Annotated in this window: 22 protein-coding genes and 2 pseudogenes; 20 read left to right on the top strand and 4 right to left on the bottom strand. The window is 40.3% G+C overall.

The genetic code is table 11. The features are described 5' to 3' along the window. The first annotated feature begins 72 nt into the window (after positions 1-72). The 6 genes from cotE to hfq all read left to right on the top strand — a co-directional run bounded on the left by cotE (position 73) and on the right by hfq (position 7,846). Positions 73-645 carry an outer spore coat protein CotE gene (gene cotE / locus I2484_RS00190; protein WP_346014136.1) on the top strand — a complete coding sequence of 191 codons (573 nt, stop codon included), beginning with the start codon at positions 73-75 and terminating at the stop codon, positions 643-645. A gap of 621 nt (positions 646-1,266) precedes the next feature. Then, complete coding sequence (gene mutS, locus I2484_RS00185) at positions 1,267-3,834, top strand: DNA mismatch repair protein MutS (protein ID WP_207149014.1); 2,568 nt, start codon at positions 1,267-1,269, stop codon at positions 3,832-3,834. Between the two features lie 5 nt (positions 3,835-3,839). Next, positions 3,840-5,654 (top strand): DNA mismatch repair endonuclease MutL, encoded by a 1,815-nt coding sequence (gene mutL, locus I2484_RS00180; RefSeq protein WP_207149291.1) that lies wholly within the window; start codon positions 3,840-3,842, stop codon positions 5,652-5,654. A gap of 61 nt (positions 5,655-5,715) precedes the next feature. Continuing rightward, complete coding sequence (locus I2484_RS00175; protein WP_207149013.1) at positions 5,716-6,633, top strand: alpha/beta fold hydrolase; 918 nt, start codon at positions 5,716-5,718, stop codon at positions 6,631-6,633. Further along, positions 6,626-7,573 (top strand): tRNA (adenosine(37)-N6)-dimethylallyltransferase MiaA, encoded by a 948-nt coding sequence (gene miaA / locus I2484_RS00170; RefSeq protein WP_207149290.1) that lies wholly within the window; start codon positions 6,626-6,628, stop codon positions 7,571-7,573. The genes I2484_RS00175 and miaA overlap by 8 nt, the downstream gene beginning before the upstream one ends. Positions 7,574-7,618: 45 nt before the next feature. After that, entirely contained in the window at positions 7,619-7,846 is a 228-nt protein-coding gene (hfq, locus tag I2484_RS00165) for an RNA chaperone Hfq (protein ID WP_067211068.1), read from the top strand. 314 nt (positions 7,847-8,160) lie between these two features. Here hfq and I2484_RS00160 read toward each other — a convergent pair whose 3' ends face one another. Beyond that, positions 8,161-8,760 carry a TRIC cation channel family protein gene (locus I2484_RS00160; RefSeq protein WP_207149012.1) on the bottom strand — a complete coding sequence of 200 codons (600 nt, stop codon included), beginning with the start codon at positions 8,758-8,760 and terminating at the stop codon, positions 8,161-8,163. Between the two features lie 145 nt (positions 8,761-8,905). On the opposite strand from I2484_RS00160, the gene I2484_RS00155 reads away from it, so the two are divergent. Beyond that, complete coding sequence (locus I2484_RS00155; protein WP_207149011.1) at positions 8,906-10,168, top strand: methionine gamma-lyase family protein; 1,263 nt, start codon at positions 8,906-8,908, stop codon at positions 10,166-10,168. An 86-nt stretch (positions 10,169-10,254) separates the two neighbouring features. Here I2484_RS00155 and lexA read toward each other — a convergent pair whose 3' ends face one another. Next, on the bottom strand, positions 10,255-10,875 hold the full coding sequence (gene lexA / locus I2484_RS00150; protein WP_207149010.1) for a transcriptional repressor LexA: 621 nt from the start codon (positions 10,873-10,875) through the stop codon (positions 10,255-10,257). A 203-nt stretch (positions 10,876-11,078) separates the two neighbouring features. On the opposite strand from lexA, the gene yneA reads away from it, so the two are divergent. The 7 genes and pseudogenes from yneA to I2484_RS00115 all read left to right on the top strand — a co-directional run bounded on the left by yneA (position 11,079) and on the right by I2484_RS00115 (position 16,582). Further along, positions 11,079-11,387: a cell division suppressor protein YneA gene (gene yneA, locus I2484_RS00145; protein ID WP_207149009.1), complete on the top strand. Its 309-nt coding sequence runs from the start codon at positions 11,079-11,081 to the stop codon at positions 11,385-11,387. Beyond that, a complete protein-coding gene (locus tag I2484_RS00140; RefSeq protein WP_207149008.1) occupies positions 11,384-12,046 on the top strand; it encodes a YneB family resolvase-like protein in 663 nt (220 codons plus the stop codon). Before yneA ends, I2484_RS00140 begins: the two co-directional genes overlap by 4 nt. A gap of 63 nt (positions 12,047-12,109) precedes the next feature. Continuing rightward, the gene (locus I2484_RS00135) at positions 12,110-12,343 is read left to right on the top strand and encodes a DUF896 domain-containing protein (protein WP_207149007.1); all 234 of its coding nucleotides are present in this window, start codon (positions 12,110-12,112) and stop codon (positions 12,341-12,343) included. Between the two features lie 74 nt (positions 12,344-12,417). Further along, positions 12,418-14,424, top strand: coding sequence for a transketolase (gene tkt / locus I2484_RS00130; RefSeq protein WP_207149006.1), 2,007 nt, complete (start codon positions 12,418-12,420; stop codon positions 14,422-14,424). 180 nt (positions 14,425-14,604) lie between these two features. Then, positions 14,605-15,054, top strand: a complete 450-nt coding sequence (gene sirA / locus I2484_RS00125) for a sporulation inhibitor of replication protein SirA (protein ID WP_207149005.1) — start codon at positions 14,605-14,607, stop codon at positions 15,052-15,054. 206 nt (positions 15,055-15,260) lie between these two features. Beyond that, a complete protein-coding gene (locus I2484_RS00120; RefSeq protein WP_067211048.1) occupies positions 15,261-15,503 on the top strand; it encodes a YneF family protein in 243 nt (80 codons plus the stop codon). A 197-nt stretch (positions 15,504-15,700) separates the two neighbouring features. Further along, positions 15,701-16,582, top strand: a pseudogene (locus I2484_RS00115) (tyrosine-type recombinase/integrase). A gap of 1,954 nt (positions 16,583-18,536) precedes the next feature. Here I2484_RS00115 and I2484_RS00110 read toward each other — a convergent pair. Next, positions 18,537-19,628, bottom strand: a complete 1,092-nt coding sequence (locus tag I2484_RS00110; protein WP_346014135.1) for an IS4 family transposase — start codon at positions 19,626-19,628, stop codon at positions 18,537-18,539. Between the two features lie 169 nt (positions 19,629-19,797). Here I2484_RS00110 and I2484_RS00105 point away from each other — a divergent pair, with 169 nt between their 5' ends. From I2484_RS00105 to I2484_RS00085, 5 genes and pseudogenes are all read left to right on the top strand, one after another. Then, on the top strand, positions 19,798-20,043 hold the full coding sequence (locus I2484_RS00105) for a hypothetical protein (RefSeq protein ID WP_207149004.1): 246 nt from the start codon (positions 19,798-19,800) through the stop codon (positions 20,041-20,043). Positions 20,044-20,262: 219 nt separating this feature from the next. Beyond that, positions 20,263-20,499 (top strand): hypothetical protein, encoded by a 237-nt coding sequence (locus I2484_RS21310; protein ID WP_255550722.1) that lies wholly within the window; start codon positions 20,263-20,265, stop codon positions 20,497-20,499. Between the two features lie 6 nt (positions 20,500-20,505). Beyond that, positions 20,506-21,204, top strand: coding sequence for an SMI1/KNR4 family protein (locus tag I2484_RS00095; protein ID WP_207149003.1), 699 nt, complete (start codon positions 20,506-20,508; stop codon positions 21,202-21,204). Between the two features lie 925 nt (positions 21,205-22,129). After that, on the top strand, positions 22,130-22,534 hold the full coding sequence (locus I2484_RS00090) for a hypothetical protein (protein WP_207149002.1): 405 nt from the start codon (positions 22,130-22,132) through the stop codon (positions 22,532-22,534). A gap of 426 nt (positions 22,535-22,960) precedes the next feature. Continuing rightward, positions 22,961-24,107, top strand: a pseudogene (locus I2484_RS00085) (IS3 family transposase). A gap of 232 nt (positions 24,108-24,339) precedes the next feature. Here I2484_RS00085 and I2484_RS00080 read toward each other — a convergent pair. Continuing rightward, entirely contained in the window at positions 24,340-24,486 is a 147-nt protein-coding gene (locus tag I2484_RS00080) for a hypothetical protein (RefSeq protein ID WP_207149001.1), read from the bottom strand. A gap of 669 nt (positions 24,487-25,155) precedes the next feature. Here I2484_RS00080 and I2484_RS00075 point away from each other — a divergent pair. Continuing rightward, on the top strand, positions 25,156-25,311 hold the full coding sequence (locus I2484_RS00075) for a YneF family protein (protein ID WP_481886365.1): 156 nt from the start codon (positions 25,156-25,158) through the stop codon (positions 25,309-25,311). Positions 25,312-25,706 lie beyond the last annotated feature (395 nt).

Below are 25,706 nucleotides of genomic sequence, written 5' to 3'. Positions count from 1 at the left end.
CTGGGCTTCTGTTGCATAAGATGGATTGAAGCGAATGGAGGAGGAATCGAACTGAAAAATTTACGTCAGATCGTGACGAAGACGGTTATTGCCAAGGGGAAGAAGCGGACTGAGACGACTGTGACACTGAAGCCGCCGAATAGTCCGACGAGTATACTCGGATGTTGGGTCATCAACCATACACATCAGGCGAAAAAGGTCGGTAAATTCATCGAAGTTACCGGTAAGTTCGACGTCAATGTTTGGTATTCCCATCAAGAACATTCAAAGACATCTGTATTTACGGAGTCAATTCCTTACAAGGACAGGATTCGTTTGCATTATCGAGACGAGCCGACATCTGGGCATGAAGAAGTCATCGTTGATGTTGTACAGCACCCGAATTGTACAGAGGCGATTATATCGGAATGTGGTGAGAAGTTCTGCATAACGATTGAACGAGAGTTGATGGCTGAAGTTGTTGGCGAAACAAAAGTCTGTATTACGGTACATCCGCAAAGTTTTGAAGAGGAATGGAAGTTTTCAGATGAATCATCATCCCATGAACAGGGGCACGGTCCAGGACGTGAACAAGCGCAAGTGCGGGGCAATGAACAAGGTCAAGGACAAAATCATAAATCACCAAACGAATCATCGTCATTTTGAGAGCCGGCAAACACCACCGGCTTTTTTTTAGTTACTTGAATTTTGTGAGAGTACGCTTACTAAGCTTCATAGCTGAAGTTTGTGATGATAGATGTGCAGTTGAGATTAGAGTGGTGGAGTTGTGATTAGGTTTTCGAAGTTGCGATTACACACCTTTTAATGTCCGGCGTTTTGACTGAAAATCTGGAGTTGCAATTAGAACGGTAAAGTTGCAATTAGAGCGGTGGAGTTGCAATTAGAATGGTAAAGTTGCAATTAGAGCAGTGAAGTTGCAATTAAAATCGTGGAGTTGCAATTACACAGAAGTTGGGCTCTTCGTGGCCCAACTTTGCTTAGATTTTTGAAGCCCGCAAAAATCACACAGAAATCGGACCCTTCGTGGCCCAACTTTGTTGTAATTTCCACACAGCCCGTGTAAATTACACAAATACCGGACTCTTCGTTGTCCGGTATTTGCTTAGATTTTTGAAGCCCGCAAAAATCACGCAGAAATCGGACCCTTCGTAGTCCGATTTTGTTGTGATTTTCGCACAGCCCGCAAAAATCACACAGAAGTTGGGCTCTTCGTGGCCCAACTTTGGTATAATAATAAAAAACAGTAAACGTAAAGAGGTTAAAAAAATGACAACACATACACCAATGATTCAACAATATTTAAAAGTAAAATCAGAGCATGAAGATGCATTTCTGTTTTTTAGATTAGGCGATTTCTATGAATTGTTTTTCGCGGATGCGGAAGAAGCATCTCAAATTCTTGAAATTACATTAACCAGTCGGGATGCTGCAAATCGTGAGCGGATTCCGATGTGTGGTGTACCTTATCATGCCGCTGCGGGTTATATTGAAACGCTCGTACGTAAAGGGCATAAAGTGGCTATTTGTGAACAGACAGAAGATCCAAAAGAAGCGAAGGGTATCGTCAAAAGGGAAGTCGTTAAAATCATTACCCCGGGTACGATGACGGAGGGAAAAACAATTGATGCGAATACGAATCATTTCATCGGTTCTGCTGATAGTATAGATGGCAACAAGTATGCGCTCGCTTATCTTGACCTAGCAACTGGTGAGGGCAAAGTAGAGTGTGTGGAAGGCGATGAGCGGACGCTAATTGCTGAGATTGAGGCACTGGGTATGAAAGAGGTCGTTGTCGATGAAAGGCTGCATCTCGCTCTTAGTGACAGCATGGCGAAACGCAGTATTGTATTGTCCATCGAATATGGCGAAGAACAGTTCGAAACGGAAGATCTTTTTGGTGCAATTCCAACGGATGTCAGAGAAGCATGTAGCATGCTTGTATCCTACGTAAAGCGCACGCAGAAAACGGCACTCGATCATATACGTCCATTCGAATTCATTCAGAAACAAACGAAGCTATCCATTGATGCCAATTCCATGCGTAATTTGGAACTCATTCAATCAATCCGCAACGGTAGCAAGGATGGTACGCTTTACTGGTTGCTTGACGAGACGGTTACAGCGATGGGCGCACGTAAATTAAAAATGTGGATTCATCAGCCATTAGCCGAAAAAAAAGCAATTGAAAACCGTCTTGATGCAGTGACTGAGCTGATAGAAGAATTTTTCCTGCGGGATGAATTGAAGACAAGCTTGAAAGAAGTGTACGATTTAGAGCGACTTGCTGGGCGAATTTCGATGGGTAGCGCGAGTGGAAGGGATCTTGCACAACTTCGTAACTCACTCCGTCGTGTTCCAACTATCAAAAAAGCACTCCATGAATCAGAACGCCCGCTGCTGAATCAATTTTCTGAGCGGATTAATGGTTGCGAAGAAGCACTACAAATTCTTGAACTAGCAATTGCTGAAAATCCGCCACTATCCGTTAAAGAAGGCGGTATCATCAAGGATGGCTATGATGCAAAACTTGACCAATACCGTGATGCTTCAAAAAATGGTAAGGCGTGGCTTGCAGAACTTGAACGTGAGGAGCGCGAGCGAACAGGCATTAAATCGTTAAAAATAGGGTACAACAGAATATTCGGCTATTATATAGAGATTACGAAGTCCAATATCCATCTTGCGGATTTGGAACGATATGAGAGAAAGCAGACGCTTGCGAATGCTGAACGTTACATAACGCCTGAGCTAAAAGAGAAAGAAGACCTTATCCTCAATGCGGAAGCGGAAGGGCTAGAGCTTGAGTATAAATTATTCAGCAAGGTCCGAGATTCCATGAAAACACATATCCGTAATATCCAGCATCTTGCAAGTGTCCTAAGCGAACTGGATGTCCTTCTTTCATTCGCAGCAGTTTCGGAAAAGCGTAACTACGTCAAACCCGTATTTCACGATGGGAAAGCATTGGAAATCAAGAACGGTCGTCATCCGGTCGTTGAAAAGATGATTGACCATTCTCTTTACGTTCCTAATAACTGCAAATTGACTGACGAAGCGAATATGTTGCTTATCACGGGACCCAATATGTCCGGTAAAAGTACGTATATGCGGCAAATTGCGCTCATTGTTGTGATGGCGCAGATTGGTTGCTACGTTCCTTGCGATCAGGCGTTACTTCCAGTTACCGATCAAATATTCACAAGAATTGGTGCTGCGGATGACCTAGCTTCAGGACAAAGTACATTTATGATGGAAATGATGGAATCTCAATTCGCGATCGCAAATGCAACTGCGCAAAGTCTTCTCCTTTTTGATGAAATCGGGCGTGGGACTTCAACTTATGATGGCATGGCTTTAGCGCAGGCGATGATGGAGCATATTCACAATGAAATCGGAGCGAATACACTGTTTTCTACCCATTATCATGAACTGACCAATTTGGATAAAGAACTATCTCGACTTGAAAATGTTCATGTCGCTGCAATGGAACAGGATGGAAAAGTCGTCTTTCTCCATAAAGTCATGACGGGGCCAGCTGATAAAAGTTACGGGATTTACGTTGCGGATCTTGCAGGTCTACCTGAATCGCTTCTCAACCGAGCAAAAACATTACTCACTACATTTGAAAATGTGGAGAAACAAACGGTTCGTGAAGATGAACCTATGCAGTTGAACTTTTTCGATATTCAAAATGAAGGACAGGTTTCCCTGTCTACAGAAGAGCAAGAAGTGCTGACTGACCTGAACGATGCAGATCTACTAAATATGACACCGTTCCAGGCACTGCAATACATCCATGAATTGAAAGAAAAGCTCAGACCTAAGAAAGGGTGAGACCGATAGACATCATCAAAGTGATGGACGATACGCTGTCCAATAAAATCGCTGCGGGCGAAGTCGTCGAACGTCCTGCTTCCATCGTTAAAGAGCTTGTTGAAAATGCGATTGATGCAGAAAGTACCGTAATTGAAATTGGGCTTGAGGAAGCCGGTCTGCTGACAATTCGTGTAACAGATAACGGCAATGGAATGTCTAAAAAAGATGCTGTTCAAGCGTTTGAGCGGCATGCAACGAGCAAGATTTCCAATGACCATGATCTGTTCCGAATTCGCACGCTCGGTTTCCGAGGAGAAGCACTTGCGAGTATCGCATCCGTGTCCAAGATAATTATGTGGACTTCCGACGGTGAAACAGAAGGCACAGAAGTACAAATTGACGGAGGCAGACTTGTCAAACACGATAATGCGGCATTCCGCAAAGGAACGGATATTACTGTTTCTCAATTGTTTTTCAATACGCCAGCACGCCTAAAATACATGAAAACAATCCAAACAGAACTGGGCCATACAATCGATCTCGTCAATCGACTTGCGCTCAGTCATCCCGCGATAGCATTTAAACTCTCTCATTACAGTCAAGTGCTATTACAGACAGCGGGAAGCGGAGATCAACGCCGAGTACTATCAGATATATACGGCATAGCTGTCGCCCGTAAAATGGTGAGCTTCGCGGGAGAGAATGCGGATTACAGCGTTTCAGGCCATGTGACACTACCTGAAATGACGCGTGCGTCAAGGAATTATATGACGTTAATCGTCAATGGTAGATGGGTAAAGAGCAATGCAATCAATCACGCAATTCTAGATGCATTCCATACGTATTTGCCGATTGGACGATCTCCAATTACGGTTATTAACATTGAAGGGGACCCTTATTTGACAGACGTCAACGTGCATCCTTCCAAACAACATATCCGCATGAGCAAAGAAGGCGAGTTGCTGGCGTTAATTAAAGAATCCGTCCAGAAAGCGATCCGGAAAAACACAATCGTTCCAGATGCTATTAAAAAAGAACCTGCCAAGAAAAATCAGTCTGAACAAGTAAATATGTGGAATCAATTCCGAACCGAAAGACCAACACCCGTGACAGCGCCGTCAATGACACCACTAGAAAAACCTGAGTACGTGCCGTATGATCTCCCTGAAAATGACCCCGTTGAACAAACGCCTTGGACGGTCAATGAACCACAGATTGCTCTAGACGAAGCTGAACAATCAGAAGTTGATAAAAAATTTCCAGCTCTAGAGCCAGTTGGACAGGTTCATGGCACCTATATTGTTGCGCAAAATGAAGATGGTTTCTTCATGATTGATCAGCACGCAGCCCAAGAACGAATAAAGTATGAGTTTTTCAGAGATAAATTGAGTGTGACTGATGATGAAGAACGTCAAATGTTACTGATTCCTCTTATGTTCCATTACTCAGCAGATGAGAAAACGAAAATTGAGGAAAATATGAGCCTGTTGCAGGAAGTCGGTATCTTCCTAGAGGAGTTTGGTCCATCTTCCTATGCGGTAAAAGAATATCCATCTTGGTTTCCAGCAGGAGAAGAGACGGTTATCATCGAAGATATTATTGAGCAAGTGTTGACAACACGGAAAATTGATATCGGTAAATTGCGTGAAGAAGCCGCCATCATGATGAGTTGCAAACGGTCCATCAAAGCCAATCACCATTTGACACTGGCAGATATGGAAAGGCTGTTGAATGATCTATCCGCTGCCGACAATCCATTTACTTGTCCGCATGGTAGACCGGTGCTAATTCATTTCACGACATATGAACTTGAAAAAATGTTCAAACGAGTGATGTAGGAAGAGATGGGTGGAAGTTAGTAGCTATTACAAGACTTAAAGTGAGGGATGGTGGACGTCAATGAGAGAAGCGACACTTGAAATGTCAGATGGTTTTTTAGTTCATGCCATCGTGATGAAACCTGAAGGCAATCCAGTCGGACATATCCATCTTCTTCACGGCATGTCCGAACATATTGGCAGATATGAAGAATTTGCTCACTATCTCGTAGGAAAAGGATATATCGTATCCGGACACGATCACCGGGGACATGGTAAAACGGCTAAAATGAACGGATTGAAAGGGCATTTTGCCGACAAGGACGGTTTTGACCACGTTGTTCAAGATGCTTTCGAAGTCATTTCAAATCTCAGGGAACAGTATCCATCCTCGCGTTTCGTTCTGTTCGGTCATAGTATGGGATCGTTCGTCGCACGGAGATATGTCCAACTCCATGGCAGTGAAGTTGACCTGGCAATATTTTCAGGGACAGGCGGAGACCCCGGTGCAAGCCGGTTCGCAGGGCAGGCAGTTGCTTATCTGCACGGCAAGAAAAACGGTTTCGATCAGCCCGATAATTTCCTGAATAAACTCGTTTTTGGTGGCTACAATAAGTCAGTACATCAACCAAAAACGCCATTCGATTGGCTTTCCACCGATACTGAAGCAGTTGAGAAGTACCTGATTGATCCCGCTTGTGGAGTTGTCCCAACCACACAACTTTTTGCGGATTTATTCAAAGGACTTGGAGAAATCCATGATATAGATGAAATAAATAAAATCCCTAAAAAACTGCCTGTTTTCCTCTTTTCAGGGAGTGAAGACCCGGTAGGTGGCAATGGAAAAGGGGTTTGGAGTGTAGCACAGCAATATAATAAGGCGGGCCTAGAAGATGTTACGCTATTTTTGTTCGAAGGTGGCAGGCATGAAATGCTCCATGAAAAGAATCGCCAACACGTATTCGAAACCGTTTATGACTGGATTGAAAAAAATGAGTAACTATCCTGAAGTAATCGCAATCGTCGGACCTACAGCATCTGGGAAGACGGCGTTAAGTGTCGAACTTGCCAAAATAATTGGTGGGGAAGTCATTAATGGCGATGCAATGCAAGTATACAAAGGTCTTGATATTGGGACAGCAAAAATCACAGAAGAAGAAATGGATGGCATCCCACATCATTTATTCGATGTAAAAGAACCGAATGAATCATTTTCTGTTGCGGAGTACCAAGCGGCTGTACGTAAATGGATTACAGAAATCCAAGGCCGTGGAAAAATTCCAATTATTACAGGGGGCACCGGATTATATATACAATCGGTGTTGTTTGATTTCCGTTTTACAGAAGAGGCGGCGGATCTAGAAGTTAGGAAACGCTTGGAGCAGGAACTGGCTGAAAAAGGGGGCGCCTATTTGCATGGAAAACTTGTCGAGCTTGACCGGGTGAGTGCTGAAAAAATTCATCCGAATAATCATCGTCGGCTGGTTCGTGCGCTTGAAATCATTGAAGTGACTGGTAAAACGAAAGAAGACCACGAAGACGATGCGGGACAAGAGCCCCTATATGATCATCTCATTGTCGGTCTTGATATGGACCGTGATGTACTCTATGAACGGATTGGTCTCCGTGTCGACATAATGATGGAAAAAGGTCTTCTAGAGGAAGCGAATCGATTATGGGATGAAAACATTCGTGGCGTACAATCTGTACAAGCGATTGGCTATAAGGAACTTCATCAATATATCGAAGAGAAGTTGTTACTAGACGATGCTGTTGAATTAATTAAAAAAAATACGCGTAACTACGCAAAACGGCAAATGACCTATTTCCGCAACAAATTGGACATCAGCTGGTTCGATGGAAAATTGGGTACAACCGAAATTGTAAAGAGAATTTTGGCAATCTTGAAGGATTTCGATAATTCAGGTCGAATAAAGTAAGTGGAGCACTAGAAATATATCTATGACAACTGGAGGATTCGGCGTATGAAACAGGTTAACATGCAAGAAACGTTTTTAAACTCGTTACGAAAGAATAATACATTTGTAACGGTATTCTTACTGAATGGATTTCAATTGAAAGGACTTATTAAATCGTATGATAATTATACCGTGTTGCTTGAATCGGACGGCAAGCAACAACTGATTTATAAACATGCGATTTCCACATATGTCCCAACAAAACCGGTTATTTTAAAAGACGAGACTGAATAAGCAAAAGCGGAGGGTACCTGTCACAAATGAACGCAGCCTAAGTGCGCCACTTCCTGTGGCAACAGCTGCATGACCTACATCCTGTAGGCCCGCGGCAGGCATAAGACGTAAAAAAGGAAGGCAGTCTACGTGCGCGACGTCCTGTCGCAATGACTGCATGACCTGCATCCGGCAGGCCCAAGTGGCGTTCTTTGCCGCATAGCCGGACCGCCTTATGTCCGAGCCTCTAGGTGCCCGGAGTCTCGACGTAAACAAAAGCGAGCCTCTAGACGTAAAAAAGCGGAACAGGGAGTAAAATCCTTGTTCCGCTTTTGTTAATGAATTTTTCCAGTAGGCAATTTCCATTGGAAGACAAGCGAGAAAATACGAAGACCGGCAGTCATCACGAGTAACGCATAAAGTGCCAGGTCACTTTTGAATAGACCCAGGCCGACTATAAGTCCGGCGAGAGCAGCCCAGACTGCGTAGATGTCCCGTTTAAAGACCAGTGGTTTTCTACCTGCTAACAGATCACGAATGACACCGCCGCCAGCTCCTGTTAGAACGGCTGCAACCATAACTGCATAAAGTGACATATTCAGTGAAATGGCTAGCATAGCGCCTTGTATTGCGAATGCCGCCAAACCGATCGCATCAAAGTAATTCCCCCATCTATTCCAATGCGAAAGAAGATACCTAGAAAAAAAGAAAATAATGGTTATCAAAATGCTTGCCACTAAAAATAAGAATTGTTGATCCCATAGTACAGAGACAGGTACACCTATTAAGACATTACGAACGGCACCGCCGCCAAAAGCAGTGACCATACCCAATATATAAACGCCAAAAATATCATATTCCTCTTCCATCGCAACAATTGCGCCCGAGATGGCAAATGCCGCGGTACCGATAAAGCTAAATACATCCCACGCCACTTAACTTCCTCCATTCAATATACCCTTTAGCATTCTAACAGATTACAATTATTAATCAATGAAGAAAACCCCGTAAACGTTGACCTCTACGGACAGACTGATAAGATAATGAAGTGACTATTTAATGAAATGAGGAATACCAATTATGTTTACAGAACAAGACGACCTTTTATTTGCAAATGCGGAAGTAATCGAAGAGAAACTTGCACCATTTTTCAAAGGTATCGAAAAAACCGCCTTTTACAATCAACGGAAAGTGCTCGCTGCATTCCGTAAAAATATGGTGAGCGATTTTCACCTGACCGGTTCAACAGGTTACGGCTATGATGACGCAGGCCGGGATGTATTGGAACAAGTATACGCCGACGTATTTGGAGCGGAAGATTGCGTCGTACGCAACCAAATTATTTCGGGCACACACGCAATTTCAATCAGCCTTTTCGGAATCCTGAGACCAGGCGATGAACTCCTTTATATTACGGGGAAACCTTATGATACACTGGATTCTATCGTTTCTGGAAAAGGTAAAGACACAGGTTCACTGCATGATTATGGCATTTCCTATAAACATATTGACTTAAATGAAGATGGCACAGTCGATTTTGAAGAAGTCGCTAAAAACATTCATGGTAAGACGAAAATGATCGGTATCCAGCGGTCGAAAGGCTATTCCGATCGTCCCTCTTTCATGGTGGATGAAATCGGTGAAATGGTTCGTAAAGTGAAGGCCATTAATCCTGAGCTCGTTGTTTTTGTGGACAACTGTTACGGTGAATTTGTGGAAGAAAAAGAGCCAACTCAAGTCGGTGTGGACCTAATGGCAGGTTCACTCATCAAGAATCCCGGTGGCGGACTGGCAAGAACGGGTGGCTATATCGCTGGCCGTGCTGACCTCGTTGAAAAGTGTGCATACCGGATGACTTCACCAGGACTCGGGGCAGAAGCGGGGGCATCGCTGGATACACTGCGGGAAATGTACCAAGGATTTTTCCTAGCGCCGCATGTTGTCAGTCAAGCAGTAAAAGGAGCGCTATTCACAGCAGCACTCCTAGAAAGCTTCGGTCTCAATACGTCGCCACATTACTCTGAAAAAAGAACCGACCTGATTCAATCGGTATCCTTCGAAAATGCAGATCAAATGATTGCGTTCTGTCGGTCAATACAAGAAAACTCGCCTATCAATGCGCACTACGCGCCTGAGCCGTCCTATATGCCTGGCTATACGGACGACGTCATCATGGCTGCAGGGACATTCATCCAAGGCTCCAGCATCGAGCTGACGGCAGATGGCCCTATCAGACCGCCCTATACGGCATATGTCCAAGGTGGCTTGACTTACGAGCATGTAAAAGTAGCTGTGTTATCCTCAATCGAAAAATTAGTTAGTGAAAACTTGATTGGGAAGTAAAGATAGCTAACTGTCATGGCAATTCTTCAAATAAAAAAGGGCTGTATCCTTCAAGTGAAGGATGTAGCCCTTTTGCATACTTGAGATTAATGCATCATGCGATAAACGCCAACCACTTTACCAAGAATCGATACGTTATCGAGAATGATTGGATCCATCGAAGCATTTTCAGGTTGCAGACGGAAATAATCTTTTTCTTTAAAGAAACGTTTCACTGTAGCCTCATCATCTTCGGTCATTGCTACGACAATCTCGCCGTTATTAGCGGTCTGCTGTTGTTTAACGACAACGTAGTCGCCATTCAAAATTCCAGCTTCAATCATACTATTCCCAACTATTTCAAGCATGAACAGCTTGTCTTCCGATGTACCAAAAGATTCAGGAAGTGGGAAGTACTCTTCGATATTTTCAATAGCTGTAATTGGGAGACCCGCTGTCACTTTACCGACAAGAGGTACGTGAAGAACACCGGGCTTCATCGTTTCTAGCCCTTCTGGATCGAGTACTTCAATTGCTCTCGGTTTTGTTGGGTCTCTTCTAATGAAACCTTTGCTTTCCAATCGCGCTAGATGCCCGTGAACAGTTGAACTTGATGCCAAACCGACAGCCTCGCCAATTTCCCTCACGGATGGTGGATAACCTTTTTTCTTTACTTCAGATTTAATGAAAGACAAAATATCTTCTTGTCTTTTTGAAATTTTTTGCATCCCATTCACCTCTCGCCTTATATTCTGCTAACTTTCGAAAGTCGTGAAATAAATTCCCGACAATCAAGTCTTTTCAATAGATTCATTATATCAGTCTCCTGGATAAATGGCAAACACAGGTTCGAATAAGTGTTGACAATCTCACTTGTTTTTCCTATAATAAGAACAAGCATTCCGAACAAGTATTCGCTAGGGGGATAATGATGACTTTTATTAAAAGAAATAGCTATGTTGTGCTTATTATTGTTTTATGTATGGTTTTTGCAATTATTGGAGTAAATAAATACGAGAAAGAACAAACGGTCACGAAAATAACAATTATTGAAGGGGATACGCTTTGGGGTCTCGCAAATCATTACTCGGAAAATATGGCTCTAGATAAATGGATCAAAGAAGTTATGAAATTGAATGACCTATCATCTGCTACAATAAAAAAAGGCGAGGATCTACTTTTGCCTGCTGCACGGACTATGGGTAAAAACAATACACAACTGGCGGGTGTTAATCGATGACTGGGCGCAATAAAAGATGTGTTATCTATTGCCGGGTGAGCACTGAGAAAGAAACGCAGGAAATGTCGCTAGTGAGGCAAGAAGAAGAGCTTGTTGACTTGGCAGCTGAACTTGGTCTCGAACATGTCGCGACATTTATGGATAAGCACAGCGGTTTTGACATTGACCGTGAGGGGCTTCTAAGTCTTCTGGATTACATCCGTGATGAGGAAGTTGATGCAATCCTTATCCAAGATGAAACGAGGCTTGGGCGTGGAAATGCACGGATGGCGGTTTTGCATCTATTGGCGAAAACGGACACAGCGATTTATTCGCATAATGATAGTGGGCCAATAGCGCTCAATGAAATGGACACAATGTTACTTGAAATTTTAGCTATCGTCGAAGAGTACCAACGTAAACTACATAACGCCAAAATCAAGAGGGGCATGAAACGTGCGGTAAGGGAAGGCTATCGGCCTGAGCATAACCTGAAAAACAGGGGCAATGCGGAAGGTCGTGAGCGGATTGAAGTACCGATAGCTGAAATCGTGTCATTGAGGGACAAAGGACTGACCTATGAAGAAATTACTGGCGTCTTGAAAGGGCTCGGTCATGATATAAGTAAAGCGACTGTGCATCGCAGGTATAAAGAATATGAGATGGAGCAGGAAGGCTGATTTATTGCACTTTCTGTACTTTTTGTATACGTTTGTAGTCATAAACTAAATGGAGGAAATCATATGCTACCAGCTGAGAAAATGAAACGAATTAATGAACTTTCAAAAAAATCGAAGACGTCAGGTCTGTCGATCGAAGAGGCAAAAGAACAGACACAACTACGAAAAGAATATTTAGAGACATTTCGTTCATCTATGCGCAACACAATTGAGCAGGTCAAAATCCTTGATCCTGAAGGCAACGATGTGACACCTGATAAGGTAAAAGACGCCCGTAGCGGCAAATATTTAAACTGAGCTTTGCATTAACTGCGCGAATTGTCTAAACTAGGATGTGTAGATAAATACATATGACGGGAAGGATGTACACGATGACTAAACAAATTGATCAGCTAGCCATTAACACAATCCGTACGCTCTCTATTGACGCAATCGAAAAAGCGAATTCAGGACACCCTGGTTTACCAATGGGGGCTGCTCCGATGGCCTATACGCTTTGGACAAAACATATGCATCACAACCCTTCAAATCCACAGTGGTTTAACCGTGACCGTTTCGTTCTTTCGGCAGGACACGGCTCTATGCTTCTCTACAGCCTGCTTCATCTTGGCGGTTACGGACTTCCGATGGATGAAATCAAGAACTTCAGACAATGGAACTCTAAAACGCCTGGACATCCCGAATACGGTCATACAGTCGGAGTTGAAGCAACAACTGGTCCACTTGGACAAGGTATCGGAATGGCAGTCGGAATGGCAATGGCGGAACAACACCTTGCTGCAACGTACAATCAACCAAGCTTTGACGTTGTCGACCACTACACTTATGCTCTTTGCGGTGATGGCGACCTTATGGAAGGCGTTGCTGCTGAGGCAATTTCACTTGCCGGTCACTTACAGTTAAATAAACTGATTGTCCTATATGATAGCAATGACATTTCACTCGATGGTGAACTTGACATGTCGTTCTCTGAAAATATTCGTAAACGTTTTGAATCATACGGCTGGAATTACATCCGTGTTGAAGATGGCAACAACACTGACAACATTTCAACAGCGATTGAAGAAGCTAAAGGCAATGTCGGAGGCCCGACAATGATCGAAGTTAAAACGGTCATCGGTTACGGATCGCCAAATAGGTCCGGAAAATCGGATGCGCATGGTATGCCACTTGGTGAAGATGAAATGAAATTGACAAAAGAATACTATAAATGGACGCTGGAAGAAGATTTCCATGTTCCTGAAGGTGTCTATGAAACATTCCAAGAAGCAGCTGAGAAATTGGGCGTGCTAAAAGAACAGGAATGGAACCAACTATTTGAAGAATACGAAACTACACATGCAGGACTTGCGAAGCAATTGAAAGATGCAATTGAGCGAAAACTACCTGAAGGATTCGAAAAATCATTGCCGACGTATGAAGCGGGTTCATCCCATGCAACACGTTCTGCATCAGGTGACGCTATCAATGCAATTGCTAAACAGCTTCCTTCGTTCTTTGGTGGAAGTGCCGACCTTGCAGGCTCAAACAAAACGACAATTAAGGAAGCAGGAGATTTCCTTGCTACCAATTATTCCGGCCGTAATATTTGGTTCGGCGTTCGTGAGTTTGCAATGGGAACAGCGTTAAACGGAATGACTTTGCATGGCGGATTACATGTGTTCGGTGGAACGTTCTTCGTGTTCAGCGATTACGTACGTCCTGCAATCCGACTTTCATCTCTTATGGGTATACCTGTCACATACGTTTTTACACACGACAGCGTAGCTGTTGGTGAAGATGGTCCTACACATGAACCAGTTGAACAACTTGCTGCGCTTCGTGCGATGCCTGGACTTTCGGTTATTCGTCCGGCTGACGCTAACGAAACTGCAGCTGCATGGAATATTGCAGTGTCGTCGAAGAACTCGCCGACTGCACTTGTATTGTCTCGTCAAAACTTGACTGTTCTTCCAAAGTCAGCTGAACTTGCGATGGAAGGCGTCAAAAAAGGAGCTTACATCATATCTCCTGCAAGCAAAAAACAACCAGACGCAATTTTAATTGCGACGGGTTCTGAAGTGAACCTAGCGGTATCTTCACAAGCGAAACTGTTAGCTGAAGGAATCGATGTGGCGGTTGTTTCTATGCCTTCATGGGATCTGTTTGAGAAGCAAGACGATGCATACAAACAAAGTGTATTGCCGAAAGATGTAAAAAAACGTCTTGGTATCGAAATGGGCGTTTCATTAGGATGGCATAAATATGTTGGTGACGAAGGCGCAATCATTGCGATTGACACATTTGGAGCAAGTGCGCCTGGAGATACTGTCATTAAAGAATTCGGCTTCACAGAGGACAATGTCCTTGCTACTGTGAAAATGTTAATCAATAACTAAAAATAAATGATCCAGTCCCGTTTGTCGAAGGATTTTTGGCAAACGGCACTGCTTTTTCAGATAATTTGACGGAATCTTTAGTCACCAATCTTTTCCGACAATAATAGTGCCGTTCTATTCCGCAATGTGACACCCTTTTTACATCAAACCATGTAGGATTATCTCTAGGGGGTGGCGATATTGCGATCATATGGAATTTATAAAGTGAAAGAAATGTACCAGCCATTCATCATTGGGCGTGAACGGCTTTTGTATGATCTTTTAAAAGAAGACGAGCAGAAGAATAATTGTATGCCTGAAGTTCATTACTTATGTGACAGACTTGAAGAAAAAATGATTGATGAGGCTATAATTGCAAATCTTGGCGAAGGATTTACGTCGATTGAATCTCGAAACGGGGAATACAAACTAACGCATCCGGTCAAAGGATCCATTCTAATTTCGCTATCATCGTATTCGCTTAATGTCTTTTGCGACGGATCCCGTATGTTGGATTTGGATTTGTTTGTTGCCTTATCTGGGGCGGCTGACCGCTTCTTCGCTGTCATGGATGGACACGGTGAATGGGGATGGCTGAAACCGGTCAAAACGACTGATTTTCGTTCGTATGAAGAAGCCGCATATCTTTGAAATGATACTGATAGTAAAGGGACAAAAAGGACCCAAATCTCAAAAATAGGGTCTATTTTGTCTGTTCAAATAGCATTAAGTAAGAAATTCCATTATGCGATGATTAGAATATTTAATAAAGGTCCATTGCTATTCACCCGTACAATGTTGTATAATCCATGATGGTAGAGTAAAATCGAATAACTGAAGTAGAGGAGGTATAGCGGATGACTACAGTATGGTGGATCGTTTTGATCATCGTTGCGCTATTAGCAGGTGTGGCCCTCGGATTTTTCATTGCACGTCAATATATGATGAAATATTTGAAAGATAACCCGCCGATTAATGAAGACATGTTACGTATGATGATGATGCAAATGGGGCAAAAACCCTCACAGAAAAAAATCAATCAAATGATGAACCAAATGAACAAAGTAAGTGACAAAAAAGATAAAAAGGTTAAAAAGTAATTACGTAATACCCGTAGTTTATGGGTTTGTAAACTTTGCACCTAAATTGTCATTCTTGAGTACATATGATGTTCATTCATTTGATATATCTTTCATGGGCGATTTGAATCAAAAATGAAGAAGTCACTTTTTCTATCAGAAGGTTTGATAGAGGGGTGGCTTTTTTGTTGTACCTAAAGGATTCTATAGAGGAATACATGGTTCATTGTAAGGCAGAGGGTTTAACCTCGAGGACTTTACACAATAAGCGACATGAGTTGGGTCATTTCCAAAGGTTTCTAATTGGAAAACGAGCAATCACAGAGTTAGAACTAATCACTGAGCATGATATGAAAGCATATTTCAGGTTTAGACAAAGCACAGGGCTTCAGCCGACAAGTCTAGATACTATTGCAAAGGTTGTTGCAGCATACATGAACTGGTGTGTACGCGAGGACTATTTGAAAAAGAATCAAATGCGAACGGTTGAGATACCTAAGATTCCGCAAAAGGTGACAGTAGGATTCACTGAGAAGGAAGTCATTAAGATGATTGGTGTTTACGGATATAAAACTTATCTCGAAGCCCGTAATAAAGCGGTAATTGCAATGTTAGCTGATTGTGGTTTAAGGGCGATGGAAATAAGGGGGATTGAGAATGATGATGTAAAAGAAAACTCGATCCTAATAATAAATGGCAAGGGGAACAAGCAAAGGGTAGTTTTTATCAGTCCAACTGTACAGAAGATTTTAATCAAATATGAACGACTAAAACAACAATTCTTTAGCGACAAAATTGTTGCATCCGATACCTATTTTCTGACATATCAAGGCAACAAACTGACGCACATGTCATTACACAACATAGTCAAAGACACGGCGAAAAAGGCGTAAGTGAAAGATGCTCATCCGCATAAATTTCGACACTTCTATTCTGTAAGAATGGTAAATAACGGAATTGACGTTTTTACACTTTCAAAACTTTTGGGTCATTCTTCAATTTTAATAACACAGGAATACTTACGCAGTATGACCACGGAGGAAATAGAGAGGAAAGCCATATCCTTTAGTCCATTATCCAATATAAACAAGAACAAATAAAAAAGAGGTCAAGCGCTCGAACGCCTAACCTCGTGTGAAAACGTATCTACCCTTAAACAGAAGTACACCTACAATTGAATAAGAGTTCCTTGTTTCTTACTATATCAAAAAAATTGGATATAGGCAAGGCTATTTAGTGATGCCTTTTTAAGGAACTCTGGTCGTGGAATGCCTACTAATACGTCTCTAATCTAACCTTGACAGGTATTCCCTACCACTGCAACCAAGGGATATATCATCCTGTAAGCCGTTCCTTGTTTCGGTGGATGACGAACGGTGAGAGCGACCGTTAACGGCTTGGGTTGGAAGCATTGACTAGTTACAGCTAGTGCGATTGTATTTAGGCTCTATGAGGTTCACAGACACTTGTAGGCACATGTGGGGCAATGAAAGCATGAGAATACAGCGATAGGAATATCGGAACTAAACAAGGACGAACGGATACCACAGTCATCTCTATGACGTTGTACGTAGTTTTTCGCCTACTTTTTAAACATTATGATTCTATTTGTATTTTCATTTTGTTTGGAAAGTAGGCAAAAACGTTCACAAGCCGTTTCCAAGGTCAAGCTGCTACTCTGTTCTGGAAGGGCAGTTCAAAGTCAAGTAACAAGTACTCTTTATGCATTATTAATATTCATCAAACGTAATCCTAAGAATAAGAACACTCAGGTAGGAATATCAGCCAGCAATAACAAGTGGCAGCAGGAAAGAGTCAAGTGTTATAACGATAGAGTCTGGAAGGATTAGAGGGTATCTGATGGGGGAAAGTCGCCATTCATTATTTACTAAATGCAGGACTTACAGTCATGAGTTTACTTTAATGAATGAGCTATCTGAAATTAACTATAAAATTGAGAAACAAGGCACATATATAAGCAAACAAATCGAAGCCAAGGTACTATTAATCGACATTAAATATAGAATTGAAGTTGAAGTTATCTAAAACCTTGTCCCTGATGCGAAGAGGATCATATATAAAACTAAAAGTCAGCAAAATGAATCCACTTGAGGGGGTGTCTAAATGACATCCCTTTTCTTTTCCCTTACAACCTTCCTAACTTACAACGCTCACGCAGAGGTCATACGGCTCCGTTACATCGACTTTATTAATAAGTTGAATAAATATATCACAATATATGAGACGGGCTCAGATGGAGCTGTATGAGTGAGTATCATCATAATTAAGGCAGAGATTAATGCGAATCACTGAATAGCGGGACAAGCTATTTTTGGAGATAGGAAAACGATTGAAACATCTATTTACAGGGTGGATCACAAAAAAAAACAATAGGTAATCATAAATAAAATAAAAACGAAGAAAATTTGAAATCTATTGATGATTTCGGTTCTTACCAAGATAATAACTAGTATAGAGGTTGAACCACTAATTGGAAGTGGTATCTTCGTGGAGTTTTACTTTATATCAGAAATCGGATGAGTTGCAGGAGTTACTAATTCAATTTAAAGAAACGCAATGACATCGCGATTTAAAAAAGTCCGAAAAACATGCTGAAATGGTATGTAAATCGAACGACAGTGTCCGAATAACATACCGAAACAGAATGAATATCGGACAGTTTAAAGATATACACATTATTATAAATATATACATAGACATGTATTGTATAGAGATGTGGTGTTTATTATTCTTTATTATGAGAAACATGAGAGGAAGATTATTACTATGGGAAACGAAAATGAGAAGGAATTCATCATGGTGTACGACACGTTGGTTACAGAAGGAGAGGATGCACATCTTAATGAAGTGGAGTTATATCTGTATTCCCTTTTGAAAAGAAAAGTTGGGTACGATGAATTTACGGAAACGACAGTAACATTATTAAGTGTATTCTCACCAATTAAATTTTCGACAACTCATAAAGCAAGTGGTGCGACTAATAAAAAGTACTTAAAGTCATTGGTGGATAAAGGTGTAATCAAGATTAACGCTTTAAGTCGGGATGGAGAAATCCTTAATGACTTTAGTATAAACGATGCTTTGAGAATACAATTTGCTAACTCCAAAGGATTCACAAAAGTTCCTTTTAGCAAATTCGATTCCTTTAAGCATATGAGCGACGTTATGTACGCTTTCCTGACTTTGTCCATAGAACTTTTTGATAGTCAAATGCTGCTTCATCCATTCGAAAAATAGTTCTATGGCCCAGCGGGATTTGTACAGTACCGCGATTTCATCCGCAGGCAAATCAAATCGGTTTGTAATCAGGTTCAGCTGATTGCCTTTGAAATCTAGCACTTTAAGAAGGCGAAAAGCGTTTTCTGAACGATTCTGCGCAGTACCGATGATAACCATTTCGTCTGATTGCACCGATGAGTTTTCTGGAAGTTCGAAGTGCTTGAGCGAGTGTACTACCGCATTCTTACGTAAGCGGGAGACGAAGAAATACCCTTCATCTGACATACGATCGAACTGCTTATAATCCAGGTATCCGCGGTCAAACGCATACATGCATTCTTTATCGTCGATTAGTACTTCCAGTTGTCCTCGGTCATGTTCCTTTGCATTTGTTAAGACTGCCTGATCTGGATAGGAACAGCCATTTTCCATGAACACAAGTCGTAGATGGAGTTTGATACCGGACTTTGTTTGTCGGAATTTCGCCCATCGATGAGTATTCAAGTTTAAAGGCAGTGTACTCGAGTCAATGATTTTTAACGGAGTAGTTGTTTTCCGTCTCGTCTGAAAATCAGTGATTTCATGTATTTGAGCCACCAAGTCTAGAAAAATAGCCTGAAAGAATTCCGTAGGAACTTGATGTAACCGTCTTCCTAATTGAGAGAAACTGATCGAATCCAGGTTTGATGCTTCCTGCAATTCTTTCGAGAAGACGCAATCGCTGATGGCACGTAAGCTTTCTGTTTGATGTAGTTGGGCATACAGTAACAATTTTGTAAACGAAGCCATGTACAGCTTCTTTGTATAGTAGTCTAAACGATGTGTCTTCACCAGTTCTTCAAATAATTCGTTGGAAATAGGTGAAAGCCATTGTTCAAATGATGTTTTTCGTGTAAACTTATCCATGATTAGGTCCTTTATATTGGATTTGGATAGGTTACTACCTCCAACCCATTATAAAGGATTTTTTTGTGTTTGATTAAAATTGCAGATTATTCAGATTCACGAAGAGGTGTATTTTATTTTAATGCGACGCTAGTGAAATCAAGTAAGTAAAGTGGTAAGTACAGAGAAGATGGAGTCCATCTATTCCCCAATTTACCAGGATGTCGTCAACAGTTCACTAGGAAAAACTCAAAATCAACTAGATTTCTTAACTAACACTCATTACCAATTGGGTACGCCAAATGCCATTGCATTCAATATGCCATTTGCAAAAACGGATATCCCTACGAATATAAAAAGTGGAGCTACCGATGTTAAGGTCGAAATAAAAAATGTGGATGTTGGGGCTAAGGGTACGGATAAAAACATTACGTAAGGTGCACGATATGGGGAAAGGAAAATTTCCGATGAGACATATGGTAAATTAAGAAGAGCATCGCCATCTTCTAAAATACAAAAAGAAGTTAATAAAAATATTGATGATATTATTGGAACTGAGGATTTTGCTTTACCCGGAAAAATAATTGAAAAAAAACTGCATGCAGACCATATTGTTTCTCTAGAGAAAATAGCTCGTTTGGAAGGTTTTGAGACATTGACTTACCAACAACAGAAGGAAATTGCCAATTTTGTAGAGAATTTTAAAGGTCTTAGTGAAGCAGCTAATACATCTAAAGGTTCAAAATCATTTGCAGATTGGAACATCTACAAAAAAGAAAACATTTTGGTAAATCCTGTATTTAGGGAAAAAATGATATTAAAAGAAAAAGAACTAGAAATTGAGATACAAAAGATGACAGATGAATTTAATAGGATAAATAAAAAGGAGTGATTTCGGGTGGATAAGTTATCTTTATTAAAACAATACAGAAAAAGTATAGAGCTTGTATCTAACAAAGACTTACTCAATATAGAAAAGGAAAATATGCCTGAAAAATGGATAGAGATATTTAAAGAAACAGATAAAACTAGAAAGAAAGATAAATTAATAGCTTTATGGAATGATGTGTGTGAAAAAGAATTGAGTAATACTATATCATACTTGAAAGAGAATTTATTAGAATTTGAACTAATTGTAGATAATGGACAATATGCAGTACTATACAGCGTAAAGAGTGAAAATGACGAAATTCTTTATTACGAAGGTGGTATACCGACCAGTTCTATTTATATTTCAGAAATGCAACAAGATTGGTCAAATGTTCCAGAATCTATTAAGGGGTTCTATGAAAAGTTACACAATGGGTTTTATTATTTGCCAAGTAGAGCTATGGGGCTAGTACCAGTGGAACGCACTACTCATTTTGAGGATTATGAATGGGGAATACTTAAAGAATTAGATGAACCATTAGGAATTAATATGGCTACAACATATGGTTTTTTTGAAAACGGCATGGGAGGATATGTTGCTATAGATTTAAACAACTGTATCGATGATGTAGCGACATTATGGTTTACCAATGGTAAGCCTGAATATAATGTGGATTTCTGGGATATTGTAGATGAATGGATTGTAATAGGGCTTCAAGATAATTAAAAAACATGCAAATAATTGGAAACTGCAATATTCTATTAGTCTACCACTCACAAAGTAATCTTACTGAGGTTAGTCAAAATCAATAACTCATGTAGATTGTACCAAAGAATACATGGTTTATGAAAAGTAAGTATGATAACTGGCGAGATGACATTTTAAACTTACGAAGTATTGTTACAGGGAACACGCCAAAAACTTACGAAATTAAACAGGCTCGTTGGTTTAAAGATAGAAATAGTAATGAATTACTTTATATAGCTAACTATAAAGCACTTGATTGCATTTTAGGCAACAGGTGTTTTGTTTTTTTTTTTTTTTTTTTTTTTTTTTTTGTGAGAAATTTAAGTATAAAACAACATGAATGAGACCAGCTTGAAATTCAGAACTCATGAAGGGTACGGTTAATGGTAACTAGCATGATATAAATGCAATAAAAAACTCCCCAGTTGTTGGCAGCAACAAGGAAGCGTTAGATAAATAATTGAATCATTGCGACGGTAATTCAATAATGGAGCGTACTCCCATCACGGATACGTTCTTTTTTCTATATATTCGTATATAAATGCACAAAATACCTATTCTTGTTATTATTCGAAAGTAGGAACAGTGAAGATGTCTAAATTCAGATTAAGCATCTTCAATACTAAATAAATAAGCGTTGCACGCACGCCGCTACGTTCATTACATATAAATAAGCGATATTTGATCTAGGACTATAAGATGCAAAAACATACGGTTGTATCGTAAGTGGTCGAGAGTGAAGCCTTGGGTTTCAAACTTGACTATTTCCTCCCCGACTATCTTCTTTCCATGTCCCTCCTATCATACTATTATCATACAAAAGTTTAACGGATAGGGTTAATTTAGAGAAACGTAAATTAACCGATAGTCAATAATTTAATCAGGAGGGTAGGGAGATTAGCATATGGAATGGCATAAATCAGAAGAGGAAGTAGATAAAGCAATTGAAGATATGATTAATAGAACCAAAGGGAAATATATCACACAGGGAGTTGCGTTTAACAAAACTTGTCCAAGGCAAATGGATTTACTGAAGAATGCTTTGATGTCATCCACTTCATTCAGCGCATTGGCAAAAGAAATGCTTGCGCTTAGGATCTATGAAAATAAGATTAGCCAATCTAATGCACTTAATCCTATTCCTATAGATGAAATCCTATCCGATATCATTCAAGAGCATACATTGATCTATTCTGAACTGCTAGACTACTTAGATCGGAAGGAAATAACTGTACTGCTATCTGCATTGAATCGAATAAAATTAATTCGCGTGCAAGTTTCTAATTTTGTAGATCTAAAAGGAAAGTAAAGCATAAAGAATAGCATCTAAAATCAAATACAACACAAACCATTAACGATCTTAGCAAAAAGGTCGTTTTTTGTTGTCTTAAATAAAATCATAGAAGGGAAAATTCGGAAAAATCCCCATTCTTCTTATTAGCAGGGGAATAATCCTGTCATTCCTAATCAGTGGATGGCATGTATCAATGCATCAAAATGTACACATATTGAAACACTTTCAACCGTAAATTGAAAGCCATTACCTAAGCCATTCTTATTCGGAAATAAGTGTATCATATAGTGTTGAAATAACTTTTGAAACGTATCATAATCAAGCATACTATTTGATGCACTTATCATATATTGAATATAACGAATATGGATAGGTTACACTTAGTTGGACAATTAAATTAAGGGCTAGTAGAATAATACACAAGAAGTGAGGAGATCTACTATGTCCGTAAAAAGAAGAACGTTTTCTACAGATTTCAAAAAACAAGTGGTAGCCCTATATGAAAACGGAAAAAGCCGACAAGATATTGTCAAAGAATATGAATTAACCGCATCTGCTCTTGATAGGTGGATTACACAATTCAGGCAGTCAGGCTCTTTCTTAGAGATAGATAATCAATCTCCAGAGGAACAGGAATTGATTGCCTTACGGAAGAGAAATAAGCAACTAGAAATGGAAGTAGATATTTTAAAGCAAGCAGCGCTGATCATGGGACGAAAATAGATGTGATTCAACAAAACCGTCACACCTATTCGGTATCAGCAATGTGTAAAGTCCTAAAAATTGCGCGTAGCACCTTCTATTATGACACTGAAGTATCCGCTCAAAAAGAGCAAGTAAAGCGGGAAGAAGAACGCGTATTAAAAGAAAATATCGCTAAGGTTTTCAATGAAAACCTACACGTTTATGGGACTCGGAAACTAAAAATAGAACTAGATAAAGAGACAGATGGCCTTCCAATCTCGAGACGCCGAATTGGAAGATTGATGAGCGAACTTGGACTTCAATCAAAATACGCCAAACCTTCCTATAAACCAATGGCAACAAGACCAAATGAAGAATCCGTTCGAAACGTATTAAATCGAGAATTTGAAGTGGACAAAGAGATGTCCGTGTTAGTAAGCGACTTAACATACGTAAAAGTAGGATACCGTTGGAGTTACGTTTGTTTCTTAATCGATCTATACAATCGTGAAATTGTCGGGTGGAGCGTCGGAGCACAAAAAGACGCTGCTTTAGTTCAGCGTGCCTTCGATTCTGTTAAATACCCATTGGGAAACGTGAACTTATTTCATACAGATCGCGGTTCTGAATTTAAAAACGTTGGTATCGATGAATTATTAAGAGGATACAAAATTAAAAGATCACTCAGCCATAAAGGGAATCCTTATGATAATGCGGTGCAGAGGCAACATTTAAGATTTTAAAAACAGAATTGATCAACGGAGCCCACTATCAAACCCTTAACCAGCTGTCCCTTGAACTTTTCGATTATGTCAATTGGTATAATAATATCCGTTCGCACAGTACATTAGGCTACCTAAGTCCGGTTGCTTATAAAAAAATAGCCCTTAATAATTTCGTTTGATTTAGTGTTGACATACCAACTTTCAGGTCTTGCGAAAGACGTGGTTTTAGAATTAACTGAACAAGTAGTTATTTCATCTAAAATATCAATTGGATAAATATTCTAAATGGAGCGCCAGTTGCTGCGCTTTTTTCTATGCATAAAAATAACGGAGGTGGACGATGATGTGCTAAATGTGATGAAATTAGAACTAAATGAAATAAGTACGCGGCAATAAACCGTGCGGTGATTATTAAAAACTATAGTTTCCTTCTTTTAGCGCCTTAAGACCCTCTTCCTCAGACGAGAAGGACTCTTGAGAAATCCTTCCGGCAATCGGGAAGCCTGACGTGATCCTCCATTCGCCGTCAACTTTTTCGACTACACAGCTATTAATCATTATTTTCACCACCTTGTTTACTTAATATCAATTTACACCATAATCTCTTTTATGAGAAGACGGAAAATGTAGACTCCCGAAGCTCTTATACATACTTATTATTGGAGGTAAGTGCCATGTAAATGAACTGGAGTAAAATCAGAGTGGGATGGGAAACTATAAAAACTTGCTGCATTGGCTGAAAAGCATGATGTGAAACTTGGTACACTGAAAAGTAGAAAGAGTCGTGAAGCTTGGGTAAGAGGTTCATCCAAGAAAGATGCAACTAAAAAGAAGAAAAAGGTATTACATATACGGCTATTATATAGAAGAATATAAGGTGGAGGGAAAGACTACGTTCTTACCTGGGGATGTCTGATTGATAAGCCAAGTACAACATGGTAACCTACTCAGTGATGGGTAGCTGAACAATCAGAAGTCAGCAGAAGCCATAGTACCATTCGAACTCGAGATGAATGGGAAGGGCTGAACAATTAAGAGAGAATAACATCTTGGCATTCAGTATACTACGAAGAACACAGATAACCGACAAGGCATACTTGAATGTGTTACATTAGTAATTCTGGATTGGGGATAAGAGGAAAAGGTTTGCTTATAGGAGATAATTGCCTCCAAAAATGAGGGCTTTTTGATACCTTATCTTAGTAGACAAAGCTTTAAAACTATGCTATATTTTTCTTAATAGAATTAGTGACTTTTAAAATTGATGAAAACCCATTAAATCAGATGTTACGTATGATGATGCAAATGGGACAAAAACCCTCACAGAAAAAAATCAATCAAATGATGAACCAAATGAACAAAGTAAGTGACAAAAAAGGTTAAAAAGTAATTACATAATACCCGTTATTAATTGGGTTGTAAAGGATTAGTGAAAAGGAAAGCCTGCAAATTTTTATACATAGGTTAATCTTTCACCTGAAATTTACTCGGATTACTTAAACTTTCTACCGATCACTTAATAAGCCATTTTATCTGTTGAACGCTTGACAGGAAAGATGGTTTTTTGTTGTCTAGGAATATATTGATTTCCTACTGAGGATAAGTTAACGCTCGGGGATATGATCGGTCGTGTGTAGTTTATGCTCGGTCCGCGTGGGATATGATCGGTCGTGAGTAGTTTATGTTCGGTTGGCGTGGTATATGTTGGTCGTGAGTAGTTAATGCTCGATTGGTATGGTATATGATTGGTCGAGTGTAGTTTATGCTCGGTTGGCGTG

This window comes from Sporosarcina sp. E16_8 (genome assembly GCF_017347095.1).
In the GTDB taxonomy this organism is placed as follows: Bacteria; Bacillota; Bacilli; order Bacillales_A; family Planococcaceae; genus Sporosarcina.
The sequence above is the reverse complement of the archived record's forward strand: the minus strand, read 5'-3'. Positions and strand labels throughout refer to the sequence as shown.

Coding starts and splice junctions, on each gene's coding strand:
- I2484_RS00110 (WP_346014135.1), bottom strand. CDS start 19,628: ATGGATAAGTTTACACGAAAAACATCATTTGAACAATGGCTTTCACCT.
- I2484_RS00105 (WP_207149004.1), top strand. CDS start 19,798: ATGGAGTCCATCTATTCCCCAATTTACCAGGATGTCGTCAACAGTTCA.
- mutS (WP_207149014.1), top strand. CDS start 1,267: ATGACAACACATACACCAATGATTCAACAATATTTAAAAGTAAAATCA.
- I2484_RS00090 (WP_207149002.1), top strand. CDS start 22,130: ATGGAATGGCATAAATCAGAAGAGGAAGTAGATAAAGCAATTGAAGAT.
- I2484_RS00140 (WP_207149008.1), top strand. CDS start 11,384: ATGACTGGGCGCAATAAAAGATGTGTTATCTATTGCCGGGTGAGCACT.
- hfq (WP_067211068.1), top strand. CDS start 7,619: ATGAAACAGGTTAACATGCAAGAAACGTTTTTAAACTCGTTACGAAAG.
- miaA (WP_207149290.1), top strand. CDS start 6,626: ATGAGTAACTATCCTGAAGTAATCGCAATCGTCGGACCTACAGCATCT.
- I2484_RS00135 (WP_207149007.1), top strand. CDS start 12,110: ATGCTACCAGCTGAGAAAATGAAACGAATTAATGAACTTTCAAAAAAA.
- I2484_RS00080 (WP_207149001.1), bottom strand. CDS start 24,486: ATGATTAATAGCTGTGTAGTCGAAAAAGTTGACGGCGAATGGAGGATC.
- I2484_RS00175 (WP_207149013.1), top strand. CDS start 5,716: ATGAGAGAAGCGACACTTGAAATGTCAGATGGTTTTTTAGTTCATGCC.
- tkt (WP_207149006.1), top strand. CDS start 12,418: ATGACTAAACAAATTGATCAGCTAGCCATTAACACAATCCGTACGCTC.
- I2484_RS00155 (WP_207149011.1), top strand. CDS start 8,906: ATGTTTACAGAACAAGACGACCTTTTATTTGCAAATGCGGAAGTAATC.
- lexA (WP_207149010.1), bottom strand. CDS start 10,875: ATGCAAAAAATTTCAAAAAGACAAGAAGATATTTTGTCTTTCATTAAA.
- I2484_RS00120 (WP_067211048.1), top strand. CDS start 15,261: ATGACTACAGTATGGTGGATCGTTTTGATCATCGTTGCGCTATTAGCA.
- yneA (WP_207149009.1), top strand. CDS start 11,079: ATGACTTTTATTAAAAGAAATAGCTATGTTGTGCTTATTATTGTTTTA.